Source organism: Gemmatimonadota bacterium (genome assembly GCA_016714015.1).
Lineage (GTDB): Bacteria > Gemmatimonadota > Gemmatimonadetes > Gemmatimonadales > Gemmatimonadaceae > Pseudogemmatithrix.
Map to the genome: position 1 here is coordinate 56,548 of JADJNZ010000001.1, position 15,895 is coordinate 72,442.

Below are 15,895 nucleotides of genomic sequence, written 5' to 3' on the forward strand. Positions count from 1 at the left end.
TCGTGATATCGGGACGGACGGGCACGTGGGGGGATGCTGAGGGTGGGGCTTACTTCGCCAGGGCGGCGGTCTTCGTCTCGATACCGGCGATGAGCGTGTCGAACGACTTCCGGAACGAGGCGAGTCCCTCGGCCAGCAGCTGGTCGGTCACCGCGTCGAGCGCGATGCCCAGCCCGGCGAGCTCGTCGAGGACCGCGTCGGCCGCGGCGAGATCCGCGTCGACCGACCGCCGCGTGATGCCGTGGTCGCGATACGCCTCCAGCGTCACCGGCGGCATCGTGTTCACCGTGTCGGGACCGACGAGCTCTTCGACGTAGAGGACGTCGCGGTAGGCCGGGTTCTTGGTGCTCGTGCTCGCCCAAAGCGGCCGCTGGAGCTGCGCTCCCTTCGACGCCAGGGCCGCCCACCGGGGCCCGCTGAACCGCTCGCGGAAGAGACGGTAGGCCCGCTTGGCGTTGGCGATGGCGGCCTTCCCGCGGAGCGCCGCGAGCCGGTCGGCGCCGATCGTGCCCGCGGCCGCGAGCGACTCGAGCCGCGCGTCGATCGCATTGTCCACCCGGCTCACGAAGAACGAGGCGACCGAGGCGACGTGCGAGAGGTCGCCGCCGCGCGCCGCCCGGTCCTCCAGGCCCGCGAGGTACGCCTCGATGACGCGCGCGTGGGCGTCGACGGCGAAGAGCAGGGTCACGTTCACGTTGAGGCCGTCGGCGATGAGGCGTCGGAGCGCGATGCAGCCCTCGGGCGTGCCGGGGACCTTGATCATCACGTTGGGCCGGTCGACCGCCTTCCACAGGCGGTGCGCCTCCTCGATCGTCGCCGCCGCGTCGTGCGCCGAGCCGGGCGAGACCTCGATGGAGACATACCCGTCGGTGCGGCCCGAGGCCGCGTACACGCCGGCGAAGGCGTCGCACGCCACGCGCACATCGTCGGTCTCGACGAGCTCGAAGAGCGCCCATGCCCCCATGGTGCCCGCGTGCGCCGTGAGCTGCGCGTCGTAGGCGGTCCCGGTCGCCAGCGCCTTCTCGAAGATCGTCGGATTGGACGTCATCCCGGTGAGGGCGTCGTCGCGGATGCGGCGTGGCAGCTCGCCGCTGCCGAGCATGCTGCGGTCGATGTAGTCGAGCCAGATGGACTGGCCGGCGGCGTGCAGGGCGTGGAGCGGCGTCGGGGTCATGTCGGGGGGAGGTCGGACGGAGGGAACGACGGTCGGCGCAATTTACCACGGCGGACCCCATCGCGTGGCTGTGCCCTCATGAGGGTTTCGTGAGTCCGTGGTGTATGCCCCCGACGCACCACGCCCCCCGACCGGACCGCCCTCGGACGCCACTCGGACTCTGGCGCGCGCTCCCCTTCACCGCGCAGCTGCTGGTGATCGGCATGCTCGTCGGGCTGTCCTGGTTCCTCGCCTCCCGGGCCGACGCGGAGCGGCAGCAGGACGCCGCCCTCGCGCGCAACGCCGACCTCGTGCGGCTCCAGCGGGCCGAGGTGCTGACGAGCCGGCTCGGGCGCACCCTGACGGAGATGTCGCGGGACGAGCGGGCCTACCTCCTCCTGGGGGATGCGCGGTTCATCGCACACTTCGAGATGGACAGCATCGATTTCGAACTCGACGCCGCCCGTCTGCTCGAGACGAACGCCTCCGCCGTCGTCGAGGCCCACCTGCAGGAGGTGCGCGACCGTCTCGCCCTCTGGCGCGACTCGGCGGTCGCCCCCGACCTCGCCCGGCGCGCGAGCGGTGGCGCCGCCGCCTTCGATGCGCCCGGCGCGGCCCGCGACGGACTCTGGCGCAGCATCGCGCTCACGGACCGGCTGCTCGACGCGCAGCGCGACCTCGAGCAGGTGATCCGGGAACAGGTGCAGTCCACCGAGATCCTCGCCGACGAGGCCGCCACCCGGGACGAGCTGAGCACCTTCCTCACCTCGACCGGTGGCCTCGTCGTCCTGCTGCTCCTGCTCACCCTGCTGATGCGCCTGGTCGCGGCGACGCTCGACCAGGTCGTCACCGCCGCGCGCGCGATCGACGCCGGCCGGTACTCGGAAGTCCGCTTCCCCGACGCCGACACCGCGCCCAACCGCGAGATGGCGGTGCTCGCTCGTACCTTCGGGGCCCTCGCCGCCTCGACCGAGCAGCGGGAGCGCCAGCTCAAGGAGGACGTGGTCCGCCTGAAGGAGCTCGAGCGGCTCAAGCGCGACTTCGTGTCGACCGTGAGCCACGAACTGCGCACGCCCCTCACCTCCATGCGTGGCGCGATCGGCCTGATCCTGGCGGGCAAGGCGGGCGAGGTCCCGCCCAAGGCGAAGGAACTGCTCCAGATCGGGATGACCAACACCGAACGGCTCATCCGTCTCATCAACGACATCCTCGACGTCGAGAAGATGGATGCGGGCGAGTCGCCGCTGCGCCGCGAACCGCTCCGACTCCGTCCGATCGTGGAACAGACGCTCGGGACGCTGGAGGCGTTCGCCCGCGAGCACGACGTGACGGTCACCCTCACCAGCGGCCCCGTCGACGCCGACCTGCTCGGCGATCCGGACCGGATCACGCAGGTGCTGACGAACCTCGTCTCGAATGCCGTGAAGTTCTCGCCGGCCGGCGCGAGCGTGGATGTCGCCCTCGCGCCGGAAGCCGAGGGCATCGCCATCCGCGTACGCGACCGTGGCCCGGGGATCCCGGCGGAGTTCGCGCCGCGCATCTTCGGGCGCTTCCAGCAGGCGGGCGGCGCCGACCAGCGTCGGAGCGGCGGCACGGGGCTCGGCCTCAACATCGCGCGCGGCATCGTGGAGCAGCATGGCGGACGCATCGGGTTCGAGGCCGCCGACGGCGGGGGGACGACGTTCACCGTCTGGCTCCCGGCGCTGGAGGTGCGCACCGCGGAGGTGCCCGCGCCCATCGACCCGCGGCGGGCCGTGCTCCTGATCGAGGACGATGCCTCGATGCGCGAGGTGCTCATCGCCCTCGTCTCCCCCATCGCGCGCCCCATCGCCGTCGCGAGCGGCGAGGCCGCCTTCGAGCTCCTCGAGCACGAGGTCGTCGCCGCGATCATCCTCGACCTCGAGCTGCCGGGAATGGACGGCTTCACCTTCTCACGGAAGCTCCGACAGGACCCGCGCCTCCGGAAGCTCCCCACCCTGCTCTTCTCGGCCCGTGAGTACTCGGCCGAGGAGCTGCGGCAGTCGGGCATCCGCGCCGCGGACGCCTATGTGAAGACGCGCGACTCCGAGGCGGTGCTCGTCGAGCGGCTCAAGAAGGAGATCGCCGCCGCGCGGTGATCAGCCGGCGCGCCCGATCCCCTCGCGCGGCATGCGTCCCCAGGTCTCCACGCCGCGGAAGAAGCGGAAGTACCCGAGCATCCGGAAGAGCACCGTGAGCTGCCGGTAGCCGATCCCCTCGATGATCGCGAAGCCGAGGAGCCGGAAGAAGTCGCGCCGCCGGCGGTAGCGCCGGAAGCTCAGCTCCTCGAGCACGATCGCCCAGAGCGAGAGCAGCATGCCGTAGCCGATGGCGACGCCGAGGAAGAGGAACGCGAACTGCGCGTCGACCGCCCCGATCGCGATGCCGAGGCCGAGCGCGAGCACGCCGAACACCTCGACCGCGGGCGCGAGCATCTCGCCGAAGACGTAGAACGGCATCGCGATCATCCCGATGCGCCCGTACTTCGGGTTGAGGAGCATCACGCGGTGCTCCCAGAGGGTCGCGATGAGCCCGCGATGCCACCGTTCGCGCTGGCGCGCGAGGACGCGCACGGTCGCGGGGACCTCGGTCCACGCGACCGGGTCGGGCACGAACGGGAGCTGCGCGTCGATCTTCTTCTCGCGGAGCCACCGGTGCAGCCGGACGACGAGGTCCATGTCCTCGGTCACGTTGCCGGTGCGGTAGCCGCCGATCGCGCGCAGGTACTCCTTGCGGAAGAGGCCGAAGGCGCCGGAGATGATGAGGTTCGCACCGAGCGCGTTGAGCCCCATGCGGCCGAACAGGAAGGCGCGGAGGTACTCCACCACCTGGCAGCCGGGGAGCCAGCGGGGATCGACGCGCGCATCGGTCACGCGCCCGAACTCCACCGTGCAGTTGTTCGCGACGCGGATCGTCCCGCCGACAGCGGCGACGTTGGGGTTGAGCAGGAAGGGGCGCGCAAGGCGCAGCAGCGCGTCGGGCTCGATGATCGTGTCGGCATCGACCGCGACGACGAAGGGGTGCCGCGCCGCGTTCATGCCCGCATTGAGCGCGTCCGCCTTGCCGCCGTTCTCCTTGTCGATGACGAGCAGCCGCGAGTGGAGCCGCGAGCGGTAGTAGGCCCGCACCGGCGCGGTCGGCACCGCGATCGCGAAGGCCGGCGGCACCTGGTAGAGGTCGAACTCCTTCATGAGGACGGCCATCGTCGCATCGACCGAGCCGTCGTTGATCACGACGACCTCGAGGTGCGGATACTCGAGCGTGAGGAACGAGAGGAGGCTCGACCCGACGGTGACCTCCTCGTTGTGCGCCGGCACGAGCAGGCTGAGCGGGGGCAACGCCTCGGTCGCGAGCAGGCGCTGCAGGTGCTCGTCGGCCGCGAGCCGCCAGTGCTTCCAGAGCTCCGGGATGGAGAGCAGGAGGAGCACCGCGTACGCCGAGTTGAGCAGCGCGAGGTAGATGAGCGCGAGGTGATCGCTCGTCCAGAGGATGTCGCGGATCAGGTCCGCGAGGGAGCCGCTCACGTCAGGCGTCCCCCATCTCGAGGATCGCGCCCTCGGTCAGGCCGGTGACCATCGTCGCCATGTCGCGCGCGAAGCGGTCCTCGCCCGCACGCGCGACGCGAAGGGCGGCGCGGCCCCGCTCCCCCAGCTGCGCGAGCGACACCGCTGCTCGCACGCGCACCATCCAGACGCCGTCGCTGAGCATCCGCGCCAGCGCGGGCACCGCGCCGCGGCTCCCGAGCTCCCCGAGCGTGCGCGCGGCCGCGGCGCGCACCGTCGCGTCCTTGTCCGCGAGCAGTTGCACGAGCGCGGCCTCGGTGGCCTGGCTCGGATAGCGCCGCAGCGCCTTCGCGATCGCGCGGCGCACCGCGACCGACGGATGCTCGAGTCGCGTGAGCGACGCCGCCACCGTGTCCGGGTCCGCGATCGCCTCGGCGAGCTCGATCCAGGCCGCGAGCGGCGCGAAGTGACTGCCGCGCTCGATGCGCGCCGCGAGCGCCGGCCCCACGAGCGAGCGCGACCGCTGCAGCACCGCGGTCACGTAGTGCCGTACCACCTTGGGCAGGCCGTCGAGCCGGTCGAGCACCTTGCCGATCACGAACGGGTCGGCGACGTGCGGCAACGCGCCGGCGGCCGCCACCTGCACCGCGGGGTGCTCGTCGAAGAAGAGCTTGAGCACGACATCGCGATGCTGCGTCTCGGCCATGATGGAGAGCGCGCGGGCCGCCTCGAGCCGCCGCCACCACCAGCGCGAGTGGGCCTGGCGCAACGCCTTGTCGAGCCAGGCCTCGCCACGGAGCGCCACCGCGAGCTCGTCGCGATTCGCCTGCGGGATCGTCTGCCGCGCGAGCAGCGCGAGATAGCCCACCGCCGTCCCGCCGGGCATCGCGCGCAGCGCCGCCACCACCGGGTCCGCGTGCGCGCCCGCCACGAGCCAGGCGCGGAGCGGCGCCGCGAGCTCGCCCTTCCCCACCTCGAATGCCGCCCGCTGCCGCCGATCGTAGGCGCGACGCACGATCAGGAAGGCGAGCAACAGCGCGAGGAAGATCACCTGCAGCAGCGCCACCGTGCCCGCGATCAGGACCGCCATCAGTCCGGCCCGTCCTGGTCGCGCCAGACGGCGATCTTCGCCATCAGCACGCGCAGGCTCACGGGCTTCACGATGTAGTCGAGTGCGCCGGCGCGCAGCGCGCGCAACTGGTCGCCCTCCGACGCGTGCACGGAGATGAACACCACCCGGAAGTCGCGCGGCCGGTCGATGCGCAGACGCTCGAAGAGGGAGAAGCCGTCGAGCCCAGGCAGGTCGATGTCCATCAGCACCACCGGCCGTCGCTCATGCACCTTGAGCGCGAGCAGACCCGCCAGCGCCTCCGGTCCCTTGCGGTAGATCTGGTGCGTGAGCCCGCGGCTCGCCAGCGCGTAGCCGAGCAGGTCGGCGAGCGCGGGATCGTCCTCGACCACCACCACGTCGGGCGCGATCCCCGAGTCGGCAGTGTCCCAGCGGTGCAGGCGCTCCCCCGAGTCGCGCGCCAGCTGCCACGCTTCTTCCGCGAGGTGCACGAGGGTGCGCGCGCTCCGCTCGGCCTCGGCCGTCTGCTCCACGACGCCCGCGCACCACGCGACCGTCTCGCCCTCCGCCGCCTCGGCGAACCCTTCGAGCCTCGCCATCGCCGCTTCGGCGCCCATCGGCAGGAGCGCGGCGAGCGCCGTCTCGTCGATGAAGCCGCAGCGCACCCCGTCGACGGCGAGCGCACCGGCGACCAGCGTCGCCTCGCGGTGCCAGAGCGCGGACCCGCGCATCCCGCCCGGCGCCTGCCGCGGGCGGAGCACGGCGAGCGAGATGGCGCGTCCCTCCTGCGAGGCGAGCGTGATTGCCTCGTCGAACACGCGGACGGTCCGCTCCGGCAGCCAGAGCGAGGTCGCCGGATGGATGCCGCGCGCGATCTGGCGCTGGCGCCGCACCTCGAGCAACCGGGCGATGCGGCGCGAGAGCTCGACCGCGACGACCGGCTTGTTCTGGAAATCGTCCGCGCCGGCCGCGAAGGCCGCCGCACGCAACGCCGAATCGGTAGACGCCGACAGGATGAGGATCGGCAGGTCGGCGAACCGCCGATCCGCGCGCACGGCCCTCGCCGCGGCGATCCCGTCCACGCCCGACATGCTCGCATCGAGAAGCAGCATCGCGGGCGGATCGGCGACGAGCTGCGCGAGCAGATCGGCGGCCGACGTCGCAGTGCGGACGAACATCCCCTCCGACTCCCCGACGCGCCGCAGCAGCTCGAGCATCGCCGCATCATCGTCCACCACGTACAGGCTCGCGCCCGCCAGGCCGGTCTGCGCCGCGAGCGACTCGGCGATGCGCATCACCTCGCTCGCTTCCGCCCCGGGATCGAGGATGCGCACCCGCCCGCCGGCGGAGGGCGCCTCCATGTGCCCGAGCATCACCACCGGCACGCCTTCCGGCAGCGTCGGCAGGTCGCGTCCCGCGCAGATGACGACCTCGGGGAGATACTGATCGAGGATCGTTTCGATGTTCCCCGAGGTCGCGCGCTCCACGGCGTGCCCGCGATGCACCGCTTCGGCGACGAGTGGCGCCGCGAGCTCGTCGTCCACGTCCACGAGCAGCACACGATGCGTGAACGACCCTTCGGCACTCTCGCTCGGCCCCTGGAACGCCACCGCGAGCGACCGCGAGAACTGCCGTACGATCGCCGCCCGGCGGTCGCGGTCGCGCGACGGGTCCGCCTGCCAGCGACTCGCGACCAGCTCGAGCGCCGCGGCCAGACGACTCACCTCGTGGAAGCCATAGCTGCCGGCCGTCCCGTGGATGCGATGCAGTTCCCGTCGCAGCGCATCGACCACTTCCGGTGCCGTCGGCATGCGCTGGAGCTGGTCGGCCAACGCCGAGAACGCCTGCACCGTGTTGCCCGCGGTGGCAGCGAACTTCTCGCGCAGCTTCGCGATGGCTTCGTTGAACTGCGCGGGCGACGTCACGTCGAGCGGATCGGGCGGAAGGAAGGCCGGACCGGCAGGGGCTCTGCGGGCGGACCGTAAGATCGCCCGATATGTGCCTCTGGAACAGAGGCGACTTGGTCAGTGACCAACAAAGTGACACTTTTCATTGCCGCCGTCGGCCTGACCCGGCACATTCAACATACCATGCGAGTCCTCTGCGCCGATGACGAGGCGGACATCCGGACGATCCTCGAGTTGGCGCTGAGTCTCGAGCCGAGCATTGACGCGGAGTTCTTCGCGTCAGGCGGAGCCTTGCTCGACCGCGCGAGGCAGGGCGGCGCGGATGCCGTCCTGCTCGACGCGATGATGCCCGGGATGGACGGGTACGAGACCTGCCGACGACTGAAGGCGGATCCGGCGACGGCGCATCTCCCGGTCGTCTTCCTCACGGCGCGCGCGACGAGCGCTGCGCGCGAGGTGGAGGTTCCGGCCGGGGCCGTTGCCTGCCTCACCAAGCCGTTCGATCCGCTGACGATCGCTGCGGACCTGCTGGCGGCGCTCCCGCGATGAGCCGCAGGCCCGCGCGCGCCGCGGCGACTTGCCTCGCCGCGGCGTTGATGCTCACGCTCGGGACACCCGTCCATGTCGACGCGCAGCGCCCGTTGCCCGTCGTCACCTGTCCAGCCGGCACCGACGTGATCGTCGCCGCCGGCTGGAGGGCGTATCGCGCCGATTCGATCGCGGTCGCCGCGCGCCGCTTCGCCGACGCCCTCGCGCGGTGCCCCGAGGACCACGACGCCACGCTTGGGCGCGCATACGTCCTGCTGCGCGACGGCGACGTCGAGGCCGCGGATGCCCTCTTCCACACGCTCGCGCGCCGCACTCCCGCCTCGGCCGATGCCTGGGAAGGCGTGGCGACCACGTCCACGCGGCGTGGCCGACCCGACGAGGCGATCTCCGCCTGGCGGCGCGTCCTCGCGCTCGCGCCGGCGCACCGCGAGGCCAGGGCGCAGCTCGACCGGCTCGCGCCCGGCTGGTCGCGCGTGACGTCACCCCTCGTGAAGCGCCGCGCCGCGACGCTCGACCTCACGCTCCGGGTCCGAGGGGAGGGTTTCGAGCTCCGGCGCGACGGCGCCTGGACGCCCTTCTACATGCAGGGCGTCAACCTCGGACTCGCGATGCCCGGCAAGTGGCCCAGCGAGTTCCCGGCGGACTCGGCCCTCTACGCCAAGTGGCTCGGCATGATCGGCGAGATGCACGCGAACACCCTGCGCGCGTACACGATCCTCCCGCCGGAGTTCTATCGCGCGCTCCGCGGCCACAACCTCACGCACCCGCGCGCGCCGCTCTACCTCGTGCATGGGGTCTGGACCGAACTCCCGCCGCGCGACGACTTCAACGACCGCGGCTTCAACGCGGGATTCGCGGAGGAGATCCGCCGCGTCGTCGATCTCCTGCACGGCGCGGCCGAGTTCCCGGTGCGGCCCGGCCACTCGGGCGGCCGCTACGACGCGGACGTCTCGCCGTGGACGATCGGCTACATCCTCGGCCGCGAGTGGGAACCGTACTCGGTGGTCGGGTTCAACGCGGACTCCGCCGCGGCACGGTCGCACGCCGGCACGCATCTCGTGCTCGCCAACGGCACGCCGACCGACGCGTGGATGGTGCGGCAGTGCGACTACCTCCTCAGCTACGAGGAGGAGACGTACAACGCGCAGCGCCCCATCGCCTACTCCAACTGGCCGACGACCGACCCGATCGTGCATCGCTCGGAGACGTCGTACGCGCAGCAGATGCGGTTCCGCGGCATCGAGTGGACCTACGACCCGCGCCACGGACCGCTCCACGAGGAGGAGGGGGTCGCGCTGGATCCGTCGCTCGTGCGCACGACCGCACGCAACGTCGCGGGCTGGTTCGCCAGCTATCACGTCTACCCGTACTATCCCGACTTCCTGATCCTCGACCGCGGCTACAACCTCGCCTCGTCGAGCCTCGGCCGGTCCAACTACTTCGGCTACCTGCAGGACCTCCGCCGCGTGCATCGCGGCATCCCGCTCGTGATCTCCGAGTTCGGCGTGCCGTCGAGCCGCGGCGACGGCCATCAGCAGCCGCAGGGCTGGGACCACGGCGGGCTGGACGAGACGCAACAGGCGGCCGCGTACGTGCGGCTCGCCCGCGAGATCCGCGAGGCCGGTGCCGCCGGCGCCATCGCCTTCGCCTGGCTCGACGAGTGGTTCAAGAAGAACTGGATCGTCGTCGACTTCGAGCTGCCGATGGAGCGCGAGCGGCTGTGGCACAACATGATGGACCCCGAGGAGCACTACGGGCTGCTCGCGATGCGGCCCGGTACGGCGGACCGCGTCCCGGAACTCGGCGGCGACGCGGTGCGCTGGCGCGCGTTCGCGGCGGTGCAGGCGGGGGCGTTCATCGACGGCGACAGCGCCGTGCTGCGCGCCGGACAGGATGAGGGTTTCGTCTACCTCGCGCTCGAGTCGCCCGCCTGGCGAGGGCGCCCGTTCCCATGGGGAGCGCAGCGACTGGAGCTCGCGATCGACACGCACGACCCGGCGCGCGGACAGCGCTTCCTTCCGGGCGGCCGCGTCCGCAGCGCGGTCGGCTTCGAGTTCGTCGTCGAGATCAACGGCCCCGCCGATGCGCAGCTGAAGGTGACCCCGGACTACCAGATCTATGCGTCGATCGAGCGCGCGCGCTCGGGACCGTTCTACGGCGAGCCGTTCCGGCGCCCGGTCCTCTCCGTCGCACGCGAGGACGGGGCGCTGGATTCGCTGTGGTCGCTCACCAACCGGCCCCGCTTCATGGAGGATGGCACCGAGGTGCCGGCGATGGGCCTGAACATCGGACGCCTGCGCCACGCGCGGGCCAGCGAACACTCCAACGCCGACTGGTGGTACGACGAGCGAGCGGGTATGCTGCAGCTTCGCCTGCCGTGGGCGATGCTGAACGTCACCGATCCGTCGTCCCGACGCGTGCTGACCGAGAGCGACCCCGAGCAGGCGCTCGGCCGCCGGCCCGGCGCGCCGCCGTCGATCTGGATCGGCAGCCCGACGGAGGGGTTCCGCTTCGGCGTCCTCGCGTACCGGCCCGGCCGAGGCGTGACGGGCGCGCTGCCGGCGCTCGATGACCGCGGCGAGTGGCCCCTCGCGCGGTTCCACACCTGGACCTGGCCGACGTGGGAGGAGCCGACGTGGCACGAGTACCTGAAGCCGTCGTATCGCGCGTTGCAACAGCTGTGGGGCGCGCCATGACACCGCGGCTCCACCTCGCGCGCGCGGTCGGCGCCGTCGCCCTGCTCGGCACGCTGGCCGTGCCCACCGCCCGCGCCCAGGTCGCCGTGGGCGACTCGCTCTGGCGGCTCGGCCGCATCGATGAGGCCGCGAGCGCGTACCGCAAGGCCTTGGATGAGGATCGCCTCTCGGTGCGCGCCAACTTCCGCCTCGCGCAGACGCTGGCCTGGAGCAGCAACATCGACTCCGCCCTCGTGCTGCTGCGCGCGGCCCGCATCCGTGTGCCGAACGACCCCGACCTCCTCTACACCGAGGCGTTGTATCTCTCGTGGGGCAAGCGGTATCCCGAGGCGGTCATCCGCTACGACTCGGTGATCACCGCACACCCCGGGGCAGACTTCGTGCACGTGCGCATCGCGCGCGCACGAACGCTCTCGTGGGCCGGACGACTCCCCGAGGCGGCGCGAGGCTATGCCGCCGTGCTCGCGCAGGACTCGACCGACCGCGACGCGCAGTTCGGGCTCGCGCAGGTCTCGGCGTGGAGCGGTGACCTCGATGCCGCGGCCCGGCGCTACGAGGCGCTGCTCGCCTCCGACCCCACCGAGGTGCGCTCCCTCATCGGGCTCGGGAACCTGCGGCTCTGGCAGCAGCGTCCCGGCGACGCGCGCCGCCTCTCGGAGCGCGCGTGGGCGCGCGACAGTGCCAATGCCGAGGTCCTCGAGTTGCGGAAGGCGGTGCGCACGGCGTACGGCGTGCGCACCGAGGTCTCGAGCGACTACAGCGAGGACAGCGACCGGAACGTCAACCGGTGGCAGGCCCTGCGCGCGAACACCACCATCGGCAACGGCATCCGCGTCGGGGCAGCCGTCGCGCAACTCGCGGCGACCGATCCCTTCCGCGAGTCACGCCGCACGATGCTCGAGGGCTCGCTCGGCCTGCCGATCTGGACCGGCAGCGTCACCGCGGTGCTGGCCCTGCGACAGATGGCCCCCGCCCCGCTGACCGTCGGCGGCCCCGCGTCGCCGGAGCGGAGCGTACTGAGCGGACGCGTGACCCTCACGCAGCGCGTACGGCCGGCGCTCTCGCTCTCCGCGACCTTGGCGCGCTGGCCCTTCGACGAGGTCGCATCGATCACGCCGCTCGCGCTCGACATCACCCAAGGGGAACTCGCGGCCGACTGGCGACTGAGCGCGACCACGAGCGTGGCGGGGACACTCGGACGGCTCGATTGGTCGGACGGGAATGCCAAGCGCACCTGGTCGGCGCGCGCGACGCGTCGTCTGCCGCGCAACGTGAGCGTGGGGGCGTTCGCAGCGGGCTTCGGATTCGACCGGCGCGCGCCGCGCTACTTCTCGCCGCCGCGGTTCGTCTCGGGTGAACTGACCGGCGCCTGGGCGCACGAGAGCCCCACGTGGAGCATCGGCATGGGGGGTGGGTTCGGCGCGCAGCGCGTCGACACCCTCGCCGTGCAGGACCAGTGGCACCTCGATGCGCGCATCGCGCGGACCTGGGCCAGCACCTGGCAGGTGGAACTGCACGGCGGACGCAGCACGAGTGCGGCTGCGTCCGCCGTCGGGGCCTACGCCTACTCGACGCTCGGCGTCACCGTGCGTCGGACCTTCTGATCAGCGGACCGCCCACTCCGTCGAGAGATGGAGCTTGCCCCACGCGATCGTGAGGGTCCCCTTCGCCGGGCCGGTGGCCGGCGGCACGAACGCGATCTGCAGCGACTCCTGCGTGGCCGCGAGCGTGGTCGCGCTGAGCGGGACGCGCACGAGGTCCTTCGACGCGTCGTACTCGGTGCCCCACTGCCCCGTGTTGCGATTGATGATCAGCAGGTACTTCCCCGCCTCGCGGATGGTATAGAGCGAGTAGGCACCGGCCGGCACCGCGGCGCCGCCGATCGTGAGGTCGACCTGCGTCGTCATGGTCGTCGACGAGTTCGCACCGGTGCGCCAGACGGTCGCATCCTTCATGAGCTCGGTCGGGACCTCGCGGCCGCGCGCGTGCGGCACGCCGTAGTCCACCACGACCGTCTTCGCGGCGGGCGCCGGCTGCCCCTGCACTCGCGGGGCGTTGAGCGTCAGCGTGGCCGTCGCGCGGGTGCTCGCGGCGGCCGTGAGGTTGGACTGGGCGGCAAGCGGGGCCGCGAGGAGCACGGCGGCAACGAAGGGAAGGACTCGCATCGGTCTCGATTGGATGAGGGTGAACGCCAGCCGAGCCTCTCGGCTCGGCGACGGGGCAAGATACGTGAGCGCACCGCGCGGAAGCTTGGGGCGCACCGATCCGGGGTTCAACGGTCCTACCCCAGACTTGTTCCGTAGATATCTCGTCCAGCTAATATCTTGACAAGACCATTCGGTGTTCAGATATTCAAGTCATGACAGACTCCAACGCTTCCCCGATGCTCCATCCGATGCGTGTCGTAGCGCAGCGCACCGGGCTCACGCCGGATCTCCTCCGGGCGTGGGAGAAGCGCTACGGTGCCGTGTCACCCGTGCGCTCCGCCGGCGGACAACGCCACTACACCGATGCGGATGTCGAGCGCCTGGCGCTGCTCGTGCGCGCCACGCGAGGTGGACGCCTGATCGGACAGGTCGCCGCGTTGCCGAACGCCGAGCTCGCGAAGGTCATCGAGGCGGACGAGCGGGCGGCCGCCCTCAATCGCGCCCCCTCGTCCGATGGTCCCGCGCCGGAGGTCTTCCTGTCGAGCGCACTCATGGCCGTGGAGGCCTTCGACGGCTACGCGCTCGAGCAGACGCTCCGCACCGCGGCCCTGCGTCTCCCCGCCGACGACGTCCTCGACCAGGTGATCGGTCCGCTCCTCTTCACGATCGGCTCGCTCTGGCACCAGGGGCAGCTCCAGCCGGCCAACGAGCATCTGGCGACCACCACCATCCGCCGCGTCCTGACGTGGATGGGCGAGGTCACCGCCCCGGTGGCCGGCGCGCCCGTCGTCATCGTCGGCACGCCAGCGCACCACGTGCACGAGCTCGGCGCGATGCTCGCCGCGACGACGGCGAGCGGCAACGGCTGGCGCGTCGTCTATCTGGGCGCCAACCTGCCCGCCGAGGAGCTCGCGCGCGCGGTGCGACAGGTCAAGGCGGACGCCATCGCGCTCTCCATCGTCTATCCGGCCGGCGATCCCCAGGTGGCGGAGGAGCTCCGTCGTCTCCGCACGGCGCTCGGCCCCCAGATCGGGATCGTCGTCGGCGGCAGCGGCGCCGGGTCCTACGGAGAGGTGCTGCGCGAGATCGGTGCGGATCAGCTCACGTCGCTGACCGCGCTGCGCGGCTGGCTCCGCCGCCGCGCGCGCGGCTGAAGATCAGGCGCGGCGCGTCAGGGGCGCCGGTCGAGCTGCTCGATCGTCGCCGTGCTCGGCGGCCGTGACGCGCGAAGCCGCGCCGCGACCCGTTCCGCCTGGGCGAAGGCGCGCAGCACGTTGCCGCCCGCGAGCTTGGCGAGTTCCTCGTCGGTCCAGCCCCGTCGCGCGAGTTCCGCGATGAGCATCGGGTAGCGCGAGACATCCTCGAGTCCATCGACGACCTCGGTGATCCCGTCGAAGTCGCCGCCGAGGCCGACATGATCGATCCCGGCGACGCGGCGGATATGTTCGATGTGGTCCGCCACCTGCGCCAGCGTCACCTTGGGTGCCGGGCCGGTGCGTTGCGCCGGCGCCGTGCGGTTCCAGTCGATGAGCGCCTGCGAGGTGAATCCCGGGACGAAGGTGACCATCACGACCCCGCCGTTCTGCTTGAGGCGGACGAGGATCGAATCCGGCACGTTGCGCACATGGTCGGCGAGCCCGCGGGCGTTCGAGTGCGAGAAGATCACCGGCGCCTCGGTCACGTCGAGGGCATCGCTCATGGTGCCGGGCGAGACGTGCGAGAGGTCGACGAGCATGCCGAGGCGGTTCATCTCGCGGACCACCTCGCGCCCGAAGCTCGAGAGGCCGCCATGCCGCACCACGTCCGACGCCGCGTCCGCCCAGTCGAGCGTGGAGTTGTGCGTGAGCGTCATGTAGCGCCCGCCCATGTCGTAGAACGCGCGGAGGGCCCCGAGCGAGTTCTCGATCGCGTGTCCGCCCTCGAGGCCGAGCGCACCGCCGATGTGGCCGCGCGCGAAGGCGTCGGTGAACCCCTGCGCCGTCGTCACCGGCTCGAACCGCTCGGGATACTTCGCCATCACGCGCTTCGCGATGTCGATCTGCTCGAGCTGCACCTTCGCGTACCCTTGGCGCGCCACGCTCGTATCCCCGGGGATGTAGACCGACCAGAACTGCCCGCCGACGCGCCCCGCCGCGAGGCGCGCGAGGTCGGTGTGCCCGGGGACCGGGCGTCGCAGGTCGTACTGCTCCACATCGTGCGGGTGCTCCTTCCACTCGCGGATGGCCCAGGGCAGATCGTTGTGCCCATCGATGAGCGGCGACGCCGCGAGCACGCGGTGCGCGCGCGCGAGATTCGGATCGTCGGTGGCGGTCGGGGCGGGCGCGGCGACCGGCGTGCGGGCGCAGGCGGCGATGGCGAGGAGGAGGGCGGGTACGGGGCGGCGCATGGGCGTGGGGTCGGGGATGGTGCAACCTCACCCCGTCCGGCTCGACAGGGAAGGGTCCGGACGGCCTGAGGGCCGCGCATCGCGGGACGCGCGGCCCTCAGGCCCCTCACCCCGCGCGGATCAGCGCGCGGCGGTCTTCACCGGGCAGGTGCTCAGGCCGAGCACGGTGTAGAGCGGGCAGGTCCCCAGCGCCGCGGTCAGGAGCGGCACGATGCCGACCCAGCCCCAGGGGGTCTTGGGGCCGACGAAGACGAGCGAGAGCACGCCGAGGCCGATGATGACACGGAGCGCGCGATCGATGGTGCCGACGTTGTTCTTGAGCATGGGGGACTCCTGCAGAGGGTTGGGGAGGAAGGGCCGTTCGGGAGAAGGTATCCTCCATGCGTGAACTAAGTTCCCATGTAGGCATATGCTCGACACGATGCCCCGGAATCCCTGACGCGAGCACGGTCCCGTAGATTCTCGCA

12 protein-coding genes are annotated in these 15,895 nt (G+C 71.7%); 5 read left to right on the forward strand and 7 right to left on the reverse strand.

All coding sequences use genetic code 11. From position 1 onward, the window contains the following. Nucleotides 1-49: 49 nt before the first annotated feature. Entirely contained in the window at nucleotides 50-1,174 is a 1,125-nt protein-coding gene (tal, locus tag IPJ78_00270) for a transaldolase (protein MBK7904976.1), read from the reverse strand. Between the two features lie 104 nt (nucleotides 1,175-1,278). On the opposite strand from tal, the gene IPJ78_00275 reads away from it, so the two are divergent. Beyond that, nucleotides 1,279-3,270 carry a response regulator gene (locus IPJ78_00275; protein MBK7904977.1) on the forward strand — a complete coding sequence of 664 codons (1,992 nt, stop codon included), beginning with the start codon at nucleotides 1,279-1,281 and terminating at the stop codon, nucleotides 3,268-3,270. Here the strand turns inward: IPJ78_00275 and IPJ78_00280 are convergent, their stop codons facing one another. From IPJ78_00280 to IPJ78_00290, 3 genes are all read right to left on the reverse strand, one after another. Continuing rightward, nucleotides 3,271-4,536: a glycosyltransferase gene (locus IPJ78_00280; protein ID MBK7904978.1), complete on the reverse strand. Its 1,266-nt coding sequence runs from the start codon at nucleotides 4,534-4,536 to the stop codon at nucleotides 3,271-3,273. Nucleotides 4,537-4,696: 160 nt separating this feature from the next. After that, the gene (locus tag IPJ78_00285; protein ID MBK7904979.1) at nucleotides 4,697-5,764 is read right to left on the reverse strand and encodes a HEAT repeat domain-containing protein; all 1,068 of its coding nucleotides are present in this window, start codon (nucleotides 5,762-5,764) and stop codon (nucleotides 4,697-4,699) included. Beyond that, nucleotides 5,764-7,668, reverse strand: coding sequence for a response regulator (locus IPJ78_00290; GenBank protein MBK7904980.1), 1,905 nt, complete (start codon nucleotides 7,666-7,668; stop codon nucleotides 5,764-5,766). The genes IPJ78_00285 and IPJ78_00290 overlap by 1 nt, the downstream gene beginning before the upstream one ends. A gap of 165 nt (nucleotides 7,669-7,833) precedes the next feature. Between IPJ78_00290 and IPJ78_00295 the strand changes: the two genes are divergently transcribed. Genes IPJ78_00295 through IPJ78_00305 form a run of 3 tightly spaced genes read left to right on the forward strand, consistent with a single transcriptional unit; the run spans nucleotide 7,834 to nucleotide 12,499 of the window. After that, nucleotides 7,834-8,199, forward strand: coding sequence for a response regulator (locus IPJ78_00295; GenBank protein MBK7904981.1), 366 nt, complete (start codon nucleotides 7,834-7,836; stop codon nucleotides 8,197-8,199). After that, nucleotides 8,196-10,895 carry a hypothetical protein gene (locus IPJ78_00300; protein ID MBK7904982.1) on the forward strand — a complete coding sequence of 900 codons (2,700 nt, stop codon included), beginning with the start codon at nucleotides 8,196-8,198 and terminating at the stop codon, nucleotides 10,893-10,895. Before IPJ78_00295 ends, IPJ78_00300 begins: the two co-directional genes overlap by 4 nt. After that, nucleotides 10,892-12,499, forward strand: a complete 1,608-nt coding sequence (locus IPJ78_00305) for a tetratricopeptide repeat protein (protein MBK7904983.1) — start codon at nucleotides 10,892-10,894, stop codon at nucleotides 12,497-12,499. Before IPJ78_00300 ends, IPJ78_00305 begins: the two co-directional genes overlap by 4 nt. Here the strand turns inward: IPJ78_00305 and IPJ78_00310 are convergent, their stop codons facing one another. Continuing rightward, complete coding sequence (locus IPJ78_00310) at nucleotides 12,500-13,060, reverse strand: DUF2911 domain-containing protein (GenBank protein MBK7904984.1); 561 nt, start codon at nucleotides 13,058-13,060, stop codon at nucleotides 12,500-12,502. It lies immediately after the preceding gene. Between the two features lie 230 nt (nucleotides 13,061-13,290). On the opposite strand from IPJ78_00310, the gene IPJ78_00315 reads away from it, so the two are divergent. Next, a complete protein-coding gene (locus IPJ78_00315) occupies nucleotides 13,291-14,196 on the forward strand; it encodes a cobalamin B12-binding domain-containing protein (GenBank protein MBK7904985.1) in 906 nt (301 codons plus the stop codon). Nucleotides 14,197-14,213: 17 nt separating this feature from the next. Here IPJ78_00315 and IPJ78_00320 read toward each other — a convergent pair whose 3' ends face one another. Together IPJ78_00320 and IPJ78_00325 are read right to left on the reverse strand one after the other, a co-directional pair. Next, nucleotides 14,214-15,428: a dipeptidase gene (locus tag IPJ78_00320; GenBank protein MBK7904986.1), complete on the reverse strand. Its 1,215-nt coding sequence runs from the start codon at nucleotides 15,426-15,428 to the stop codon at nucleotides 14,214-14,216. 120 nt (nucleotides 15,429-15,548) lie between these two features. Beyond that, nucleotides 15,549-15,752, reverse strand: coding sequence for a DUF2892 domain-containing protein (locus IPJ78_00325; GenBank protein ID MBK7904987.1), 204 nt, complete (start codon nucleotides 15,750-15,752; stop codon nucleotides 15,549-15,551). Nucleotides 15,753-15,895: the final 143 nt, after the last annotated feature.

Bases quoted from the DNA above. Each gene is read 5' to 3' on its own strand.
- tal (MBK7904976.1), bottom strand. From the start codon at position 1,174: ATGACCCCGACGCCGCTCCACGCCCTGCACGCCGCCGGCCAGTCCATC.
- IPJ78_00275 (MBK7904977.1), top strand. From the start codon at position 1,279: ATGCCCCCGACGCACCACGCCCCCCGACCGGACCGCCCTCGGACGCCA.
- IPJ78_00285 (MBK7904979.1), bottom strand. From the start codon at position 5,764: ATGGCGGTCCTGATCGCGGGCACGGTGGCGCTGCTGCAGGTGATCTTC.
- IPJ78_00295 (MBK7904981.1), top strand. From the start codon at position 7,834: ATGCGAGTCCTCTGCGCCGATGACGAGGCGGACATCCGGACGATCCTC.
- IPJ78_00300 (MBK7904982.1), top strand. From the start codon at position 8,196: ATGAGCCGCAGGCCCGCGCGCGCCGCGGCGACTTGCCTCGCCGCGGCG.
- IPJ78_00305 (MBK7904983.1), top strand. From the start codon at position 10,892: ATGACACCGCGGCTCCACCTCGCGCGCGCGGTCGGCGCCGTCGCCCTG.
- IPJ78_00310 (MBK7904984.1), bottom strand. From the start codon at position 13,060: ATGCGAGTCCTTCCCTTCGTTGCCGCCGTGCTCCTCGCGGCCCCGCTT.
- IPJ78_00315 (MBK7904985.1), top strand. From the start codon at position 13,291: ATGCGTGTCGTAGCGCAGCGCACCGGGCTCACGCCGGATCTCCTCCGG.
- IPJ78_00320 (MBK7904986.1), bottom strand. From the start codon at position 15,428: ATGCGCCGCCCCGTACCCGCCCTCCTCCTCGCCATCGCCGCCTGCGCC.
- IPJ78_00325 (MBK7904987.1), bottom strand. From the start codon at position 15,752: ATGCTCAAGAACAACGTCGGCACCATCGATCGCGCGCTCCGTGTCATC.